23 protein-coding genes are annotated in these 15,129 nt (G+C 56.1%); 7 read left to right on the top strand and 16 right to left on the bottom strand.

The window, feature by feature from the left end:
* Positions 1–147 precede the first annotated feature (147 nt).
* From rpl18a to QZN75_RS04180, 12 genes are all read right to left on the bottom strand, one after another.
* The gene (gene rpl18a / locus QZN75_RS04235) at positions 148–339 is read right to left on the bottom strand and encodes a 50S ribosomal protein L18Ae (protein ID WP_292425181.1); all 192 of its coding nucleotides are present in this window, start codon (positions 337–339) and stop codon (positions 148–150) included.
* A gap of 5 nt (positions 340–344) precedes the next feature.
* Positions 345–1,007: a translation initiation factor IF-6 gene (locus QZN75_RS04230; RefSeq protein ID WP_292425178.1), complete on the bottom strand. Its 663-nt coding sequence runs from the start codon at positions 1,005–1,007 to the stop codon at positions 345–347.
* Between the two features lie 4 nt (positions 1,008–1,011).
* Positions 1,012–1,278 carry a 50S ribosomal protein L31e gene (locus tag QZN75_RS04225; RefSeq protein WP_292425175.1) on the bottom strand — a complete coding sequence of 89 codons (267 nt, stop codon included), beginning with the start codon at positions 1,276–1,278 and terminating at the stop codon, positions 1,012–1,014.
* Between the two features lie 4 nt (positions 1,279–1,282).
* Positions 1,283–1,435, bottom strand: a complete 153-nt coding sequence (locus tag QZN75_RS04220; protein ID WP_292425172.1) for a 50S ribosomal protein L39e — start codon at positions 1,433–1,435, stop codon at positions 1,283–1,285.
* A gap of 10 nt (positions 1,436–1,445) precedes the next feature.
* Entirely contained in the window at positions 1,446–2,045 is a 600-nt protein-coding gene (locus QZN75_RS04215; RefSeq protein WP_292425170.1) for an alpha hydrolase, read from the bottom strand.
* The gene (locus tag QZN75_RS04210) at positions 2,045–2,374 is read right to left on the bottom strand and encodes a DNA-binding protein (protein ID WP_292425167.1); all 330 of its coding nucleotides are present in this window, start codon (positions 2,372–2,374) and stop codon (positions 2,045–2,047) included. Before QZN75_RS04210 ends, QZN75_RS04215 begins: the two co-directional genes overlap by 1 nt.
* Positions 2,375–2,389: 15 nt before the next feature.
* The gene (locus QZN75_RS04205) at positions 2,390–3,010 is read right to left on the bottom strand and encodes a 30S ribosomal protein S19e (RefSeq protein ID WP_292425164.1); all 621 of its coding nucleotides are present in this window, start codon (positions 3,008–3,010) and stop codon (positions 2,390–2,392) included.
* A 109-nt stretch (positions 3,011–3,119) separates the two neighbouring features.
* Positions 3,120–3,371, bottom strand: a complete 252-nt coding sequence (locus QZN75_RS04200) for a YhbY family RNA-binding protein (RefSeq protein ID WP_292425162.1) — start codon at positions 3,369–3,371, stop codon at positions 3,120–3,122.
* On the bottom strand, positions 3,355–3,681 hold the full coding sequence (locus tag QZN75_RS04195) for a ribonuclease P protein component 4 (RefSeq protein ID WP_292425157.1): 327 nt from the start codon (positions 3,679–3,681) through the stop codon (positions 3,355–3,357). Before QZN75_RS04195 ends, QZN75_RS04200 begins: the two co-directional genes overlap by 17 nt.
* Before the next feature lie 105 nt (positions 3,682–3,786).
* Positions 3,787–4,392: a phosphoribosylglycinamide formyltransferase gene (gene purN, locus QZN75_RS04190; protein WP_292425154.1), complete on the bottom strand. Its 606-nt coding sequence runs from the start codon at positions 4,390–4,392 to the stop codon at positions 3,787–3,789.
* Between the two features lie 17 nt (positions 4,393–4,409).
* A complete protein-coding gene (locus QZN75_RS04185; protein ID WP_292425151.1) occupies positions 4,410–5,687 on the bottom strand; it encodes a hemolysin family protein in 1,278 nt (425 codons plus the stop codon).
* Positions 5,688–5,797: 110 nt separating this feature from the next.
* Positions 5,798–6,625, bottom strand: coding sequence for a sugar phosphate isomerase/epimerase (locus tag QZN75_RS04180; RefSeq protein WP_292425148.1), 828 nt, complete (start codon positions 6,623–6,625; stop codon positions 5,798–5,800).
* Between the two features lie 44 nt (positions 6,626–6,669).
* On the opposite strand from QZN75_RS04180, the gene xseA reads away from it, so the two are divergent.
* Positions 6,670–7,944: an exodeoxyribonuclease VII large subunit gene (gene xseA, locus QZN75_RS04175; protein ID WP_292425145.1), complete on the top strand. Its 1,275-nt coding sequence runs from the start codon at positions 6,670–6,672 to the stop codon at positions 7,942–7,944.
* A complete protein-coding gene (gene xseB / locus QZN75_RS04170) occupies positions 7,928–8,113 on the top strand; it encodes an exodeoxyribonuclease VII small subunit (RefSeq protein ID WP_292425143.1) in 186 nt (61 codons plus the stop codon). The genes xseA and xseB overlap by 17 nt, the downstream gene beginning before the upstream one ends.
* Here xseB and QZN75_RS04165 read toward each other — a convergent pair.
* Complete coding sequence (locus tag QZN75_RS04165) at positions 8,097–8,525, bottom strand: DUF371 domain-containing protein (protein ID WP_292425140.1); 429 nt, start codon at positions 8,523–8,525, stop codon at positions 8,097–8,099. The two genes, xseB and QZN75_RS04165, sit on opposite strands and share 17 nt — an antisense overlap.
* Before the next feature lie 33 nt (positions 8,526–8,558).
* Between QZN75_RS04165 and QZN75_RS04160 the strand changes: the two genes are divergently transcribed.
* Positions 8,559–9,134: an HVO_0476 family zinc finger protein gene (locus QZN75_RS04160; RefSeq protein ID WP_292425138.1), complete on the top strand. Its 576-nt coding sequence runs from the start codon at positions 8,559–8,561 to the stop codon at positions 9,132–9,134.
* Positions 9,135–9,336: 202 nt separating this feature from the next.
* On the opposite strand, the gene QZN75_RS04155 is transcribed toward QZN75_RS04160, so the two are convergent.
* On the bottom strand, positions 9,337–10,035 hold the full coding sequence (locus QZN75_RS04155; protein ID WP_292425136.1) for a hypothetical protein: 699 nt from the start codon (positions 10,033–10,035) through the stop codon (positions 9,337–9,339).
* A gap of 205 nt (positions 10,036–10,240) precedes the next feature.
* Between QZN75_RS04155 and QZN75_RS04150 the strand changes: the two genes are divergently transcribed.
* Complete coding sequence (locus QZN75_RS04150; protein ID WP_292425133.1) at positions 10,241–10,714, top strand: Hsp20/alpha crystallin family protein; 474 nt, start codon at positions 10,241–10,243, stop codon at positions 10,712–10,714.
* Between the two features lie 68 nt (positions 10,715–10,782).
* Complete coding sequence (locus tag QZN75_RS04145; RefSeq protein ID WP_292425183.1) at positions 10,783–11,571, top strand: CBS domain-containing protein; 789 nt, start codon at positions 10,783–10,785, stop codon at positions 11,569–11,571.
* Positions 11,572–11,579: 8 nt separating this feature from the next.
* Here QZN75_RS04145 and QZN75_RS04140 read toward each other — a convergent pair whose 3' ends face one another.
* The gene (locus QZN75_RS04140; protein ID WP_292425130.1) at positions 11,580–12,758 is read right to left on the bottom strand and encodes an NDP-sugar synthase; all 1,179 of its coding nucleotides are present in this window, start codon (positions 12,756–12,758) and stop codon (positions 11,580–11,582) included.
* Between the two features lie 72 nt (positions 12,759–12,830).
* Between QZN75_RS04140 and QZN75_RS04135 the strand changes: the two genes are divergently transcribed.
* Positions 12,831–13,097 carry a hypothetical protein gene (locus QZN75_RS04135; protein WP_292425127.1) on the top strand — a complete coding sequence of 89 codons (267 nt, stop codon included), beginning with the start codon at positions 12,831–12,833 and terminating at the stop codon, positions 13,095–13,097.
* A gap of 40 nt (positions 13,098–13,137) precedes the next feature.
* Here QZN75_RS04135 and QZN75_RS04130 read toward each other — a convergent pair whose 3' ends face one another.
* Positions 13,138–14,580, bottom strand: coding sequence for a cobyric acid synthase (locus QZN75_RS04130; RefSeq protein ID WP_292425125.1), 1,443 nt, complete (start codon positions 14,578–14,580; stop codon positions 13,138–13,140).
* Positions 14,581–14,698: 118 nt separating this feature from the next.
* On the opposite strand from QZN75_RS04130, the gene yciH reads away from it, so the two are divergent.
* Positions 14,699–15,004 (top strand): stress response translation initiation inhibitor YciH, encoded by a 306-nt coding sequence (gene yciH / locus QZN75_RS04125; RefSeq protein WP_292425120.1) that lies wholly within the window; start codon positions 14,699–14,701, stop codon positions 15,002–15,004.
* Positions 15,005–15,129: the final 125 nt, after the last annotated feature.

The following is a 15,129-nucleotide window of genomic DNA, read 5'->3' as shown; positions in this document are numbered from 1 at the left end:
CCTCTCAGCGCAGGAGGGGGGACTACCACAGGGTGCCGGAGCAGGGGGTACCCCCTTAGTCGTACGCTGATGGTATCTGTGAATTCCCGGAGCCCCAGCTCATACACACGGAGCTAAACACATTGAGGTAAAAGAGATGAGAAAAATTTACTCGGGCTTAGCCAGGCTGACGGCGTCGACCTTAATATAGCGTCTCTTTAAGTTGTGCTTGCTGCCGAAGACCGCAAACGTGCGTTCCCGGGCCTGGTTTTCATTCGGTGCCGCGATCACTTTCGTGTAGGGCACCCAGTCTTCGCCCATCAAAAATGTACCTTTCACTTCATACTTCTGCTCTGCCATAATACTCACTCCAGAAATCCAAATACGTCCTCGACCCTGCCGAGTTCAAAACCGCTCGTCGCGTTGCCGGCAATATAGCCCGTGTCGTTCACGAGAAGGCCGGTACCCACAAGGCCGCTGCCCATGTTGATCGTGCCGGTACCGACCGGTACCTTCGCCACCGCTTCGAGCCGCGCAATTTCCTGCGCGGTCGCACTCGGGTGCACAATCACGCCCTTGTTCGTGGCGGCACCGGCCATGCCAACGGTCCGCACACCCCCGAGCGTCAGGTGGATCAATTCGACCCCCAGGAACTTACCGATCTCCGCTGCGATATCCGCAGGAAGGTCCGGGTGCACCACGGCAAACGTATCGTTTGCCATAATCACGTTCCCTGCCGCGTTCATCGTATCAGAGAGCAGCATGACCTTCCGGTGCTTTTTGAGCACCGCAAGTTCGTCGTCATTTGCAAGCCCCGATACCACGAGGCCCCGGCTGTTCCCTGCGACAAGCGACCCGATGATCGAGCTGCCCTGTATCGTCGTCTCAACCAGTTCCACTGAGAGCGCCTCTTTGAGCGCATCCCGGAACTCATCAGTCGATTCCGGCGGGATCACCGCGATATCGCCTGCAACCCGGGCAAAAACCCCGATATTGGAGTCCCCGGCAAAGTTAGTCGTGCGTTCCATATGCTTACGATTCCGGGGCAAGTTCTGCCTGGACCTGCCCGTCTTCCAGTTTCATGGCGCGGACCCGGATCTTTGATGGCGGCTTCCCGCTTCCCCGGCTCCACACCTTTTCGTTGATGGTCTTGTCAAGCTTGACATCCTCGGTCTTCATGTGCTTGGCAAGGTACTTGCGGATATCCTTGATCGCGCCGTTCGCCCGCTTCCACCGGGGCATCCTGCGTGCATCCCGCAGCGGGATGATATAGATGTGTTCCTGCATCTGTTCTGCCATGATCTCACACCTTCAACGTGCTTCTGCGCCAGTTGCGTCGCTTCGGGTGCGAAACAACGGCCCTTTTCGTCCTGATCATGACCCACTGGGGCACGCGCCGGTTCTGGTCGCATGCCTTTGCCAGCCGGATCTTCCTGCCTTTGCTGAGCTTGCTCATGTTCTTCACCTTAACTGTTATCGCTCTTCTTTCTTCCCACCACGAGTGACTGTTCGTGGTGCGGGGGGAACAGGGCAGCGGGATCAACTCCGCGGGCACGGATCGCCGCCCTGATCTCTGATTCGTAATCGCCGTTTGGGATCGTTCCGGTCTCCCCGTAGTTTACCACGAGGAACCGGTCCGCCAGCCGGTCGACTTCGGATCTCATATAGCCAAGGAGCGGGCGCACATACGTACTCCCGGTCCGGCCGCAGATGCTCTGCACCTGCGCCCTCGTGAGCATCGGGACCCGGTCATCAAACCGCGTCCCGTCGCCGACGACCTTGTACTCACCGGCAAGGGTCTCGATGGCAGTCTGGTGGATGCGGTTGATCGCATCGTTGGGATACCCGCACGAAATTACCATGTCTGCCATCTCTTCTGCCATACCTTCGGGGAATACCCGTTTCTTTAAAGGAAACCCCAGCGCCTGCGCGGCATGTTCTATTGTCGGGATTAAGCGGGCGGGGTCGAACACAAATGTGTTGAGTTCAACCTCGTAATACGTACCCAGCATGATCGCTGCAAGGGAACTATCCTTCCCGCCGCTGTAAAGCACTCCTGCTTTCATCACTTTCTGGTGATCGAGTAATCCCGTTTTACCGGCGCAAGCTGTCGGAGCACATCTTTAAACTGTGCATCGGTGATCTTCTGCTTGAGACGCCCGCTCTGGGCGAGCGCCACCAGCTGTTGTTCCACGGCGCCGGCAAATTCCGGCTTTGTCAGCTTGATGGTATTTAAGCGTTCCCGGGCGTCGGGCTCGAGAATCTGCATCAGTACCATCTGCATCTGCTGCTTGAGACGCTGCTGTTGGTCGAGTTCCTCCTGCTGCTGGCCTGCCTGCTGCTGGAGTTGTGCCATCCTCCTTTTCCGGATCTCACTTAACTCGTCGTCCCCCATGGAATGTCACCTGTCTTATGCTTCGGGCTTCTTGCCTTCAGCTTTCTCTTTCTTGCCGTCAGCCTTTTCGGCTTTCTTGCCTTCGCCCTTCTTTGCGGCAGGCTTCTTCTCGCCCTTCACATCGTCGGACTTCTCGCCCTTCGGGGCCTTGCCCTTCTTCGCCTCAGCCTTCTTTGGCTCTTCAACAACCGGCTTTACCCTCTTCGGGACGGGAGCCGGCGGGTTGGCAAGTACCTCGTGTGCCATCTTGTCCATGAACGCCATGCCGGCAGGGGAAACCCTGCGGCCGGTCTTGTCGTGGATGATCAGCCCGGCAGCTTCAAGCTGCTGGAGGGCTTTACGGAGAATTGAGCCGCTGCCCTTCCGGAAAGCATTCGGTTTTGAGCCGCGGTTCTTGTTCCCACCATAGAAACTCCGCATCCGTTCAACGCCCAGGGGGCCGTCGACATAGACGCGTCTCAGCACTGCTGCTGCCCGGATAAACCACCAGTCGGGGTCTTCGGGAGGCATCTCCTTATGTACCCCGGTCTTTGCAAAGGCAGCCCACGCCGGCGGCTTGATCTCCTGCCGCTTCTTGAGCTCCTCGGCAACCTTCCTGATGATGTGGTCGGCCGGGACATCATATACGGTCGTCATGAATAGTCCTCACTGTTTTTAAAATTAAATAACAGTCTTATCTTATTGGTAAGCGAGGTTTTTATATATTTCGAGATACCGGCACCCGCTTTTTGCAGTGCGAAAAAGCTTATTTTTTCTCTTTTTTCCCACGTTCCGCGAGCACCATAGTCTTTCCCCGGACTTCGACGAGGACGGCACGGGCCGCCACCGCCACCGCTTCCGGGTCAACCTCCGTGTTCTGGAGCCATTTTACCTTGATTACCTTACGCTTTTTGAGCTGGGCTGCGATCTCTTCGATCGTCGCCTCCGTGCATCCCTGTTTCCCGATCCAGACCGTCGGTTTGAGGTCCTGCATCGCGGGATCAGTCTTTGTTGTCATGTGATTTTTCCACCCGGTATCGTGTTGTTTTTTTGCATTCCAGGCACGTAACCGCCACCCATCCGTGATGCACCCGCACCCGCATGTTTGCCCCAGGCACAAGGTAGCGGTAGCAGTGGTGGCAGTACCGGCGCCGGTACTCCCGGTCGATCCTGACCCGCTGGCGCATGGCAATCTTTCGGGCAAGAACGACGTACCGGTCGCTGTATTCCGGGTGCTCATGGAATGCCTTCTCTGCTTCAGAAAAGAGCACCGCAATACGTTCCCGGGCCAATGCTTTTATGGAGGATGTGCGGGTTTTAGCCTTCATAGGATTCACGGTGCCGTTGCAGGTGTCATACTATCAGCGCCCGGCATATAAAAATAACCGGACAAGGGCATGAATACGAAAATACTCTTACCGTGGCCGGATGTTTTAGCAGGTTTTGACCTTTCTTCCTTCGATGCTCAGACGGTCCTCGCAGAAAAGCCTTACGGCTTCTGGAAGGGCGAGATGTTCCTGAATGAGGATGCGGTTGGCAAGAGTATCCTCGTCATCGTCATCCATCACCCGCACGCAGCGCTGGAGGATGATAGGGCCGCCGTCCAGGCTCTCATCCACGAAGTGCACGGTACACCCGGCCAGTTTTACCCCGTGCTCGAGCGCCTGCCGCTGGGAGTGGAGGCCGGTAAAACTGGGCAGGAGCGCCGGGTGGATGTTCATCATCTTTCCGGCATACTCGCGGACAATCGCAGATCCGACGATGCGCATATACCCGGCAAGCACGACAAGATCGGGCCGGGCGTCTTTGAGCGCAGTAAGGAGTGCCTGTTCGTAGAGTTCCCGTGTAGCAAACGAGCCATAATCGACCACAACGACAGGAATATTGGCTGCCTGTGCCCGCTCGATCGCATACGCTTTGGGGTTGTCGGTGACAAGCGCTACGCACTCAGCGGGAATGCTGCCTCTCTGAAGGGCACCGATGATGGCCTGGAAATTCGAACCGCGTCCCGATGCGACAACTACGATCCGTTTTGTCATAGTTTCTCCACCCCCTCTTACTGGTGCTCTGCCCCACCCTGCGTTTCCGGGCGGACGACGCACTTGATCTTCACGATACGCCGGCCATGCATCTGCATGACAACGAGCGTGATCCTCCCGCCCTCGATCTCCACTTTCTCTCCCGGGTGCTGCGGGATATGGCCGAGCCGGTCGATCAAAAGGCCGCCGACTGTCTCGTACGATTCGTCCAGAGGCAGCCCGATGCCGAGCTCGTCATTGATATTGTCTACCCACATCTGGGCGTCGAGCACGTAAACCCCCTCAGAGATGTTCTGCACCTCGGGTTCTTCCTTGTCGTACTCGTCCATGATTTCGCCCACGAGTTCCTCAAGGATGTCCTCGACCGTGACGATCCCGACAAAACTGCTGTACTCATCGATGACGATCGCGATCTGCACCCGGTGGACCTGGAGTTCTTTTAAGAGATCGTCGATCTTCTTTGTCTCGGGAACGAAGGTCGGGTCGTACATGATCTCTTTTATCGAGAGGTCTTTCCTCTTTGAGACCATCGCGGAGAAGACATCCTTTACATTGAGGACGCCGGTGATATTATCGATCTGATCGTGGTAAACCGGGATACGAGAGAAACCGGTTTCGTTAAAGATCCGGATCGCTTCGCCGATGCCCGAGGTATCCTCCATGAGGATCACGTCAACCCGGGGGGTCATGATCTCCCGGGCTGTCGTGTCCCCGAACTCCAGCACCGAATAGAGCATCTCTTTTTCGTCCTGCTCGATCGTGCCTTCTTCCTTACCTACATCGATCCATTCCTTGATCTCCTCTTCGGTCACCGCGGGTTCGGCCGCGTCCCTGCCGACACCAAGCGACGGGCTCACCCGATCGACGATCCAGATAATGGGTGAGACGATGCGCGAGAGGAAAAGGATGATAGGCGCCACGGTCCGGGGGAATGTGTCCGGGGCCCGGCTGGCGTAGATCTTCGGACCGATCTCGCCGAAGACCAGCAGAACGATCACGACAACCCCGGTGGCGATCCCGACACCGATGCTGCCAAAGACGCTGATCGCAATCGCGGTTGCGATGGCAGCGGCAGCGATGTTAACGATGGTGTTTCCTATCAGGATCGTGGTCAGGAAATGATCCGGGTTCTCCTTTAAGGTGGCTAGGGCAAGGGCGCCGGGCTTGTTGTCGTTAACAAGCGTCCGCACCCTCGCTTTGGTGATCGAGATAAGGGCAACCTCCGAACTGGAAAAAAACGCGGAGAGCAGGATGCAGATGACAAAGAGCAGGAGATAAAAAAAGTCCTCAATCATCCTCTTTCACGCCGTGTAAAAACACGCCAGCATCTTTGGTTCATAGTCGTTCTTATACTGCAGTTATGGGGAATGTGATTTAATAAAACCAACGGACGGCGGCTCCCTTGTTAGTCCGGCTCCATGCATTCCCTCATAAATGCATTATCCTTCGCGAGGATCGCGCACTTCTCCTCCGCCGACAGGGGTTTTCCAAAATTGAGATCGTCGATCTCGAGCATCAGGCCGCCCCGGTAGTGGTGATCGCGGAGCGCTCCGAGGATCCGGGCGATCACCGGGCTCCGGTCGAGCGGGAGATGGAGCCGGCCGTTTCCGGTCCGGCTGATGTGCACGTTCGCGAGCCGGTCGGCGCAGAGATCGATGTACTGCATCGCTGTCTCCTCGGATGCCGCGAGCGCGTGGGAAGTGTCGAACGTGAACTTAAGCCACGGTTCGGCATCGAGCACTGCCTGCATCCGCTCTGGCGTATAGAGAAGGGAATTGACGGAAGGTTCCATGTTTTCGATGGCAACGGTGACCGTGTCCTTAAGGGCGGCTTCGCGGAGGGCCGCGATATAGTGGTCGAACCGGGCGCGATCCGCATCGCCCGGGGGACGTTTTGCCGTTCTCCGGCCTGGGTGGACAGTAAGGACGCTGGCCCCGAGCGCCTGTGCTATAGCAAGCGACCGGACTGCATAGGCAACCGAGATCTCCGCAACGTCGGGATTGATGGAGCAGGGGTTCAGGTCGAGAACAGGTGTGTGGACGGTGAGCGTGGCGACCTCCGGGTGGGCCCGCCGGCAGGCAATCACCTCGTCTGCCGGGAGATCGCGGAGCCAGAAATGCGGCGTCTCCAGCCAGTACTCGATCCCGTCGAGGCCTGCACTTGCAACAAACGAGAAGATCTCTTCACTGGTGTATTCATGGAGGAACATGCTCGATACGCCGTAGGCAGTCATGATAATACTAATTGATAAGCGCTTTAGCGCATAATATTTCTTTCATGGACTGGTTTTATCGCACCGAGCCCCCGGAAGTGCAGGAACCAAAAGAATTGCCCATAATACCGGACACTCCGCTCACGGTCGGCGAGGTTACCGTCATCATCGAACGCCTTCTCGATGACCGGCTGCTGCAGGATATCAGGGTACAGGGCGAGGTCACCAACTACAAGCACCACACCCGGGGCCACCGGTACTTCTCCCTCTCGGAGAAAGGGGGCGGGAGCACGGCGGCGGTGATCAAGTGCGTCATGTGGCGGTCGGACGCCGAACGGCTTTCCTTTGAGCCGGAGGACGGCATGGAGGTCGTGGTCACCGGTTCGGTCCGGGTGTATCCGCCGCACGGGTCCTACCAGGTACAGGTAAAAGCGATGACCCGGGGAGGCGCCGGGGAGAAGTACCTGCTTGTCGAAAAATGGAGAAAGGAACTGGCGGCGGAGGGCTGTTTTGCCACGGAGCGGAAACGCCTGCTGCCACCGTTTCCCGTGCGGGTAGGTGTGGTTACGTCGGAAACCGGGGCGGTCATTCACGATATCCGTACCGTGATTGCCCGCCGCTACCCCGTGGAGATCGTTATCTCCCCCACCGCCGTGCAGGGTGAGGACGCCCACAAGGAGATCGCACAGGCAATCGAACGGGTCGCGGGGCACGTGGATGTGGTGATCGTGGCACGGGGTGGCGGGAGTTTCGAGGATCTCTTCCCCTTCAACCACCCTGATGTCGTGCGGGCAATTGCAGCCTGCCCGGTGCCGGTGGTTTCGGCCATTGGCCACGAGGTGGATGTAACGCTTGCGGATCTCGCCGCCGACATGCGGGCGCCGACTCCTTCGGCTGCGGCTGAACTGGTGGTACCGGACAAAAAAGACCTCCGGCTCGCGCTTCGGGATCTCCGGTGCCAGCTGGGCGGGGCGCTGCTTTCCCGCGTCTCACGGGCACAGGACGAGATTGCCACGCTCCGGGACCGTCTCCGCCCGCAGCGGTTCTGCCGGAAGATCGGCGAGAAAAGGCAGGCAGCCGTGGATCTCTCTGACCGGCTCGAACGGTCGTTCTCGACCCGGATCGAGCGCGACCGCCTCATGCTTGCGGAGATGAAGACGGCACTTGAGGGAAGGAGCCCGCGTTTGGTACTTGCACGGGGGTACTGCGTTGCGGAAAAGAACGGCATCATGGTAAGATCCGTAGATGCCATCAAAGAAGACGAACGGCTGAACCTGCGGTTCTACGACGGCAGGAGCCGGGTTGTGGTGGAGCGTGTGGATCATGACGGAAACCTATGAAGAAAAGATCGAGCAGTTACGGCAGATCATCGCAAAGATCGAGGACGGCGGCACGAGCCTCGATGAGAGCATGAAGTTGTACGAACAGGGCGCAGCGCTCGTCAAACAGTGCGAAACCCTGCTTGCCGGGGCAGAAGAGAAGATCACCACACTCAGCCGGGACGCGTAACTGTCAGGGTGACGGTCATCTCTTCTCCGTTCCGGAGTGCGGCGATAAGCTCCCGCGGCAGTGTTGCAGCCACGCAATCCGAGCAGATGCCAATTGTCCTGCCGCAGGTAAACGTACTGCGCCGCCAGACCATATCAGCCGGGTGATCGAGGGTGAGATGGGCCGACCCCCGGGATCGCACCCTGACTTCAACGTTCCCCGCAGAAAGCCGTGTCACAAGAACCGCGTCGTCATGGGCAAGCACCTTTTTGAAGTCTGTGGAGAGGCCGGTGCAGCCTTTGTCGGCAGCGACACCAATGATGCAGTTGCCGTTTTTGGAAAGATGCTCCTCGCATGTCACCTCAAACGTGGTCGGGTGCGTGCCAAGGACGAGGGGATGTCCCCGGCACCGGATAATTTCCTGCGCCTCCATGCTTTATCATGTGAGGGTTGCCATTCATATTCAATGTTTATCACCGTTTTGTGTCCCGAGTGCAGGGAAGAGACCGAGCACGAGGTTCTCACTGAATCCCGCGACCGCCTCGTCCGGTGCACCGCTTGCGGGCACCACCACCGGATACCCAGGGAGAAGGAACCGGAACTGCTTGTGATAAAAACGATTGTTTCCCGGGAAGGAACCTCCCTTACCGGCACCATCGAATTTGACCCGGAGGATGAGTGTTTCCTTGACGACCATCTTGTGGCGGAATGCGGGGACGAAGCTTACGGGGTCGAGGTCATGGCGATCGAGTGCGGGGGGAGGCGGCTGCCGCGTGCGAAGGTAAAGGACATCACCACCCTCTGGACCCGGACCATCGACCGGGTCGTCGTGAAGATCTCCGTCCATGATGGCAGGAAGACGATCCCGCTCTATCTGGAATGCGAGGGGGAGGATGAATTTGTGGTCGGCGAGAAGTACGTTGTCGACGGGAAACGGTTCAAACTCACCCACCTCAAACTGCGCGACGGACCCCTGATGAGAAAAGAGGGCTGGAAGACCGTCGCACACCGGATCAAACGTATCTACGGGTTCCGGACATAGATCCTTTTTTTGTATTGTTGCCGGCCGCATCACGGGCACGATGGGGTATACCGGCTGTCCCTGAAGAAACAGAAAAAATTATAGACCGGTTCGGTTGCCGGCAGGACGTTTCAGCCGGAGGGTGACGGATCCCTCTTTTTTAAGACCTAACGGCACAACAGGGACACATACAATAAAAAGATTGAAAAAAGTATCCGGGGGATCAGGTCGCCTTGTTGATCGAGACGACGGTGACATCAACACTGGGATAGGCGAAATTGAGGGTGATACCATCCGATGTCTTGTTGGTGATCTCACCAAGCCGGACATAATACTGGGCGGTGGAATTGTCCGATGCCGCTTCAGGGTTATCGGAAACGCCAAGGGCCAGCAGCTGGCCGACCTGCATCGATGAAAGACTCATGTTGTTGCTTGCCAGCTGGTCTGCCGACCAGAACTGTGTCATGGGCTGTTTCGACGCAAGGGAGATCGTTTTCTTGCCGTTGGTATTGAGACCGACAATACCCGTGCTGATTGCATCGTACTCGCTTGCAAAGAGGGCAAACTGGTTGGTGCTGGCCCAGCCGGTATTCGCGGTATAGAACTGCACCGGGAATACCGATTTTGTAAGGGACTGGTTTGCCGTTATGGTCAGCTGTTTTGAGTACATTACGCTGGAACCCCCACTGGTGAGCTGCGTGTACAGCTGCTGGTTCGATGTAAGAAGCGGTTGCCCCTGCGAATCCCGGATCGTATAGTCCACAACCGCCACATCGCCGGGTTTGACCACGGCAAGCGATGAGATCCAGCTTGAGCCCATTGAGGATACTATCATCACTATAACAAAGAACACACCGGCGACAATCGCAAGTGCTTTTATCCACACTTTCTTTGATTTCACTGCCTGTTTTTTTGCGCCCATTACTAAAATCCTCCTTATTAAGTCAATGTTTAACGGTCATAAACTATTCTGATAGGATTCCGATTGAAGTACCTGCAGGAACCTGTGTACCGTCCAAGAGGTTCTTTACCCATTCCCGCAATAAAAATATTTATAAATAATAAACACTAACTAAAGGTTATCCCACCTGGAATGGATGGGGATACACCGGAAAGGAGGGAATACTATGGCATGGAGAAGGTATCCGTTTGAATCGATATGGCATGAAATGGAAGACATGCGTGCGGAGATGGAGCGAATGTTTTCGCAGGTACAGGAGGGGGGACGGCTTCTTCCCGCCGGTGGAATGAGCGACCGTATGCTTCCAGCGGTCCGCGGAGAATTCCGCGTTGACGTGAAGGAACATGAGAACGAGGTCATTGTCGTTGCAGATCTCCCGGGTATCGAGAAAGAAGCGGTCAGCATTCAGCTCTTAAACCCGCGGGCCCTTGAGATATCCTGTGAACGCAAAGGAGAGACCGAAGAGAAATCCAAAGGATATTACATGCGGGAGCGAATGCACGGGACGCTGCGGCGTGTCGTGGTACTGCCTGCAGATGTAACCGAGAACGAGTCCAAAGCAAGTTTCAAAAACGGTGTGCTGGAAGTCCACCTCAAACGCTCAACGTTTGCACCGGTATCACGCATCGCTATCGAATAGATCCATCACCTCCACTTATACCTTTTTTACCGATTCATTTAAAGTCACCAGCGCCGGAAGCTGTAATGATGGATAAAAAAAAGGTCAAGGATTATATGACCTATGATGTCGTCAGCGTGGATCTCCACGGTACGGTACAATCAGTTATAGAGAAGATCCAACAGAGCAAACATGACGGGTTTCCGGTCGTTGACGGCGATAAAGTGGTCGGGTATATCGCAGCCCGGGATCTTCTCTCTGTAAAGCCGGGCGAGACCATCGAGCAGGCCATATCCGGCGAGCTAATCGTCGCAGATCCAGAGATGGATATCACAGATGCCGCACGGGTGATCTTTCGGAGCGGCATCCAGAAGCTTCCCGTAGTGGACGAGAAAAACCACCTGCTCGGGATCATCTCCAATTCCGATGTGATCCGCTCGCAGATCGAGCACGTATCCCCGGAAAAAGTCTTCAACTTCATGACGACGCTCAAAAAACTCTACGGCGTCGATCCCACGCTCAACCGGGGCATTGTTCCCATAAAAGATCTGCTCCCCACCCAGTCCAGGATCTACGAGGACGAACTGGAGGGCAGGATCTACGAGATCAAAAAAGGGCTGGCCGAACCCATCATCGTGGTGAAAAGGCCGGGCCGGATCATTCTCGTGGACGGTCACCACCGTGCGATTGCCGCAAAAAGGCTTGGCATCACGGCACTTGACGCGTATATTATCGAGATCCACGATGATGTGGAACTCGGCATGGAGCGGACAGCAAACGCGATGAACTTAAAAACGCTCGATGACGTACAGGTGCTGGATTACGCCCGTCACCCGCTGGTCGCGATTACACACCGGCTCGTAAAACGACCGCAATAGGAAAAAAATTACGATCCTTCGCACCTGAGATCGAACTTATCATTTAAGATATGTTCTTTTACAATAGTCCCGTCGGGAACCACGACCTCGGGCCAGATCCGGGTCTTTGAATGAACCACCACGTTGTTACGCAGGACGACCCTGGGGCCGATCACGGTATCGTTCTCAATGCTGCACCCTTCCCCGATATGGGTGTCGTTATCTATGATACTTCCCGAGATCGTGGTGTTTGCCCCGATCACTGCCCGGTTGTAGAGCGACGAGGAGAAAACCTTTGCGTTGTTCCGTATAATGCACCGCTCTCCGATGCTCGTATAGGGGCCGATCAGGACGTTGTTTCCGATCGTTGTCCCTGAACCGATTGCCACCGGGCCGATAACCCGGGTATTCTTCCCGAGTGTGATCGAATCGCCCAGCTGCACCGGGCCCTGTACCCGTGCGCCGTGCATGGAGAGATCACCAATAATATCGGTGATCGTGATGTCCTGCAGTTTCCAGCGCTCTGCCTGCCGAAGCGAGTGCGGGCTTCCCACGTCGGTCCAGTTCCCGCGGGCAAACCAGCCCTTGAGGGATATTCCTTCCTCCATCAGATGCGGGAAGAGATCCCGTGCAAAGTCAAACTTCTTTCCTGCCGGGATGTGATCAAAGATCCCCGGGCTGCAGACATACATCCCGGTGCTTGCGAGATTGGAGAATATTTCACCGGGCGCAGGCTTCTCCTTGAACCGCTTTATCTCGTAGTTGACATCGATCTCAGCGATACCGTATTCCCCCGGGTCATCGATCGAGATGAGACCGACGGTGGTCATCGCCTTCTCCTTCTGATGGGCGCGGTAGAATTCAAGGACATTTAAGTCCGTCACGTGATCGCCGCCGACGACCAGAAAATCCTGTCCGTCCAGATATTTCTTGGCGTTTCTCACGCTGCCGGCCGTGCCGAGTTTGGTCTTCTCGTGGACATAGGTGATGTCAACGCCAAAGAGGGTGCCGTCCCCGAGCGCAGCCTCGATATCCTTTCCCAGGTACCCAAGGGTCATCACCACTTCGCGGAATCCAAGGTTGGAGAGGTGTGAGACGAGATGCTGGATGGACGGCCGGTTGACAATCGGGATACAGGGCTTGGGACGTTCGAATGTGAGAGGGCGCAGGCGCGTTCCTTCGCCCCCGCACATAATACACACCTTCATGGTTCTCATTTTGGCGTTAAACTGTTTTAAGTATAGTGCCCGAGATACTATGGGAGAAGAGAGGGCACGTGTATGGGATCTGATACGTACCGGGAACTGGACGTTACAGGTGGCACGGTCCAGTGCCTCCCGGAAAAACGGGAGCCGGTCGGGTACTGCCGGCTCTGCATCCACTGTCGTGAGTTCAGGGTAAAAGGCACATACGTAAAATCCCCGTCACTGGCCTACTGCGTGAAGTGTCGGGTGACCGGGGAAGTGGATCTCTCAACCGTTCAGGCAGTCCGGTGTGCGGACCGGCAGGGTGAGGGCTTCCACAGCATCACGAGTCTCATCGGATGATGGTCTTTCAGGTACCACGCCGGGTCTCCCGCAATTTTCCTTATTCTTTCAGCAATGCAATTATTGCCCCCATATCCACATGCTGCTCAAATAAAGTCGCAAGCGTATCGTAGGGATCGCTGCCACCCTGAAGGATCGGAGTAAAGGACAGCCCTTTTTTCCCGTAAATGTAGGAGAGCAATGCATTTACTGCCGACGGGTTTAAAAACAGCCCGTGCATGTAGGTACCAAAGACAAGTCCGTCAGCACTCACCCTGCCGTCACCGCAGAATGCCTCACCGTCCCTCCCTGTATCGGTAACCCCCATGTGGATCTCATACCCGGTCACCGTGCCCATCCCCGGGAGGATGGGCGGAACCGGGCATGCCTCGCGTTCCACCTGCGTAGTGTTCTTGGAATAGGAGGAAAAACGGGTAACACAGTCAAGCAGTCCGAGACCCTCATACGTCCCTGCCACCGATTCAAAACCTTCATCAACGAGAGATTTTCCCAGCATCTGGTATCCACCGCAGATGCCGATTACCGGCACATTCCTTGCCCGCGCATCCCGTAGTTCGCGATCGGTTCCCTGCGCCCTGATCGCTGTAAGATCATCGATGGTATTCTTGGTGCCGGGGAGGATAATGCAGTCATACCCCTGAAGCGAAGCTCCACAGGAAACATACTCGACAGCTGCATACTGTTCCAGCAGTTCAAAATCCGTGAAATTTGAGATGTGAGGGAGCCGGATCACCGCGATCCGGACCGGAAACTCCCGTGCCGTCTTGTCCCCGAGAGAGAGGGAATCTTCACTTGGGAGGGGGAGGGTGAAATAGGGCACGACACCGAGCACCGGCACACCCGTAAGTTCTTCGATCATCTTCACCCCCGGGGCAAAGATGGCCGGATCGCCCCGGAACTTGTTGATGATGATCCCCCGCACCAGCGGCCGGACCAGTTCCGGCAGGAGGATGATGGTGCCGTATACCTGGGCAAATACTCCGCCCCGTTCGATGTCGGCAACGAGGATCATGGGGATTTTGAGTTTCTCTGCAAGCAACGTATTTGCGATGTCCCGATCATACAGGTTCACCTCGGCCGCACCACCTGCCCCCTCAACGACCACCTGCCCGTACTCCTGGAGAAGCCGCCGGAATGCGGCAACCGCTTCCGTGAGTAGATAGGGGGTTTCTGTGTAGTAGTCCGCAATAGGGACATCCTTATACGGGTGACCGAAAAGCACCACCTGCGAGATGCAGTCACCCTTCGGCTTGAGCAGCACCGGATTCATGTCGGTCGTCGGAGAGAGCCGGGCTGCCCACGCCTGCATCGCCTGTGCCATCCCAATCTCCCCGCCGTCCTCTGTAACAAACGAGTTCAGGCTCATGTTCTGGGACTTAAAAGGCGCAACCATGATACCGCGGTGTACCAGGCACCGGCAGATCGCAGCCACGGTCACGGTCTTTCCCACATGGGATGACGTTCCCACGACCATGAGAGACATAGGTACTCATTTGAATGCCCGCACATAAAACGGATATGTGCCGGAAACGCTGTATACCGGGTGGATATCATCCGGACAATGCCAAGTAATAAATAAACAGAACTTAAAAATAGCTGTAATGATTGGTGGCATTTGCCCGACGTGTGGACTTCCCAAGGAATTATGTATCTGTGAGGAGGTAGCAAAGGAACAGCAGCGGATCAATGTAAAAGTGAACAAACGCCGGTACGGGAAAGAAGTGACCGTGATCGAAGGCCTCGACCCGACCGATATTGATCTCGAAGTTCTTTCAAAGTTCATGAAAGGAAAACTTGCCTGTGGGGGTACCGTGAAAGGGAATTCTATCGAACTCCAGGGCAACCACCGAGACCGGGTAAAAGAGCTCCTCTCCCTGAAAGGCTATAGCACGGAAAATATCTCGTGACGGGCGTAATCCCAACTTATTCTTATTTTTTAATGTACAGTGCGCCGTTCCGGTCGGTTGCCGGGTTCATGATTCGGCGTAATATGTGATATTTGCAGCTGCCGCCGGCATGCTCCCTCCCATCC

Source organism: Methanoregula sp. (assembly GCF_003170075.1).
Classification (GTDB): domain Archaea; phylum Halobacteriota; class Methanomicrobia; order Methanomicrobiales; family Methanospirillaceae; genus Methanoregula.
Note: the sequence above shows the minus strand (reverse complement) of the source record. Positions and strands in the feature narration are given on the sequence as shown.

What these genes read in the sequence shown, in the direction of transcription:
- rpl18a (WP_292425181.1), bottom strand. Translation starts at nt 339, where the DNA reads ATGGCAGAGCAGAAGTATGAAGTGAAAGGTACATTTTTGATGGGCGAA.
- QZN75_RS04230 (WP_292425178.1), bottom strand. Translation starts at nt 1,007, where the DNA reads ATGGAACGCACGACTAACTTTGCCGGGGACTCCAATATCGGGGTTTTT.
- QZN75_RS04225 (WP_292425175.1), bottom strand. Translation starts at nt 1,278, where the DNA reads ATGGCAGAACAGATGCAGGAACACATCTATATCATCCCGCTGCGGGAT.
- QZN75_RS04220 (WP_292425172.1), bottom strand. Translation starts at nt 1,435, where the DNA reads ATGAGCAAGCTCAGCAAAGGCAGGAAGATCCGGCTGGCAAAGGCATGC.
- QZN75_RS04215 (WP_292425170.1), bottom strand. Translation starts at nt 2,045, where the DNA reads ATGAAAGCAGGAGTGCTTTACAGCGGCGGGAAGGATAGTTCCCTTGCA.
- QZN75_RS04210 (WP_292425167.1), bottom strand. Translation starts at nt 2,374, where the DNA reads ATGGGGGACGACGAGTTAAGTGAGATCCGGAAAAGGAGGATGGCACAA.
- QZN75_RS04205 (WP_292425164.1), bottom strand. Translation starts at nt 3,010, where the DNA reads ATGACGACCGTATATGATGTCCCGGCCGACCACATCATCAGGAAGGTT.
- QZN75_RS04200 (WP_292425162.1), bottom strand. Translation starts at nt 3,371, where the DNA reads ATGACAACAAAGACTGATCCCGCGATGCAGGACCTCAAACCGACGGTC.
- QZN75_RS04195 (WP_292425157.1), bottom strand. Translation starts at nt 3,681, where the DNA reads ATGAAGGCTAAAACCCGCACATCCTCCATAAAAGCATTGGCCCGGGAA.
- purN (WP_292425154.1), bottom strand. Translation starts at nt 4,392, where the DNA reads ATGACAAAACGGATCGTAGTTGTCGCATCGGGACGCGGTTCGAATTTC.
- QZN75_RS04185 (WP_292425151.1), bottom strand. Translation starts at nt 5,687, where the DNA reads ATGATTGAGGACTTTTTTTATCTCCTGCTCTTTGTCATCTGCATCCTG.
- QZN75_RS04180 (WP_292425148.1), bottom strand. Translation starts at nt 6,625, where the DNA reads ATGACTGCCTACGGCGTATCGAGCATGTTCCTCCATGAATACACCAGT.
- xseA (WP_292425145.1), top strand. Translation starts at nt 6,670, where the DNA reads ATGGACTGGTTTTATCGCACCGAGCCCCCGGAAGTGCAGGAACCAAAA.
- xseB (WP_292425143.1), top strand. Translation starts at nt 7,928, where the DNA reads ATGACGGAAACCTATGAAGAAAAGATCGAGCAGTTACGGCAGATCATC.
- QZN75_RS04165 (WP_292425140.1), bottom strand. Translation starts at nt 8,525, where the DNA reads ATGGAGGCGCAGGAAATTATCCGGTGCCGGGGACATCCCCTCGTCCTT.
- QZN75_RS04160 (WP_292425138.1), top strand. Translation starts at nt 8,559, where the DNA reads ATGTTTATCACCGTTTTGTGTCCCGAGTGCAGGGAAGAGACCGAGCAC.
- QZN75_RS04155 (WP_292425136.1), bottom strand. Translation starts at nt 10,035, where the DNA reads ATGGGCGCAAAAAAACAGGCAGTGAAATCAAAGAAAGTGTGGATAAAA.
- QZN75_RS04150 (WP_292425133.1), top strand. Translation starts at nt 10,241, where the DNA reads ATGGCATGGAGAAGGTATCCGTTTGAATCGATATGGCATGAAATGGAA.
- QZN75_RS04145 (WP_292425183.1), top strand. Translation starts at nt 10,783, where the DNA reads ATGGATAAAAAAAAGGTCAAGGATTATATGACCTATGATGTCGTCAGC.
- QZN75_RS04140 (WP_292425130.1), bottom strand. Translation starts at nt 12,758, where the DNA reads ATGAAGGTGTGTATTATGTGCGGGGGCGAAGGAACGCGCCTGCGCCCT.
- QZN75_RS04135 (WP_292425127.1), top strand. Translation starts at nt 12,831, where the DNA reads ATGGGATCTGATACGTACCGGGAACTGGACGTTACAGGTGGCACGGTC.
- QZN75_RS04130 (WP_292425125.1), bottom strand. Translation starts at nt 14,580, where the DNA reads ATGTCTCTCATGGTCGTGGGAACGTCATCCCATGTGGGAAAGACCGTG.
- yciH (WP_292425120.1), top strand. Translation starts at nt 14,699, where the DNA reads ATGATTGGTGGCATTTGCCCGACGTGTGGACTTCCCAAGGAATTATGT.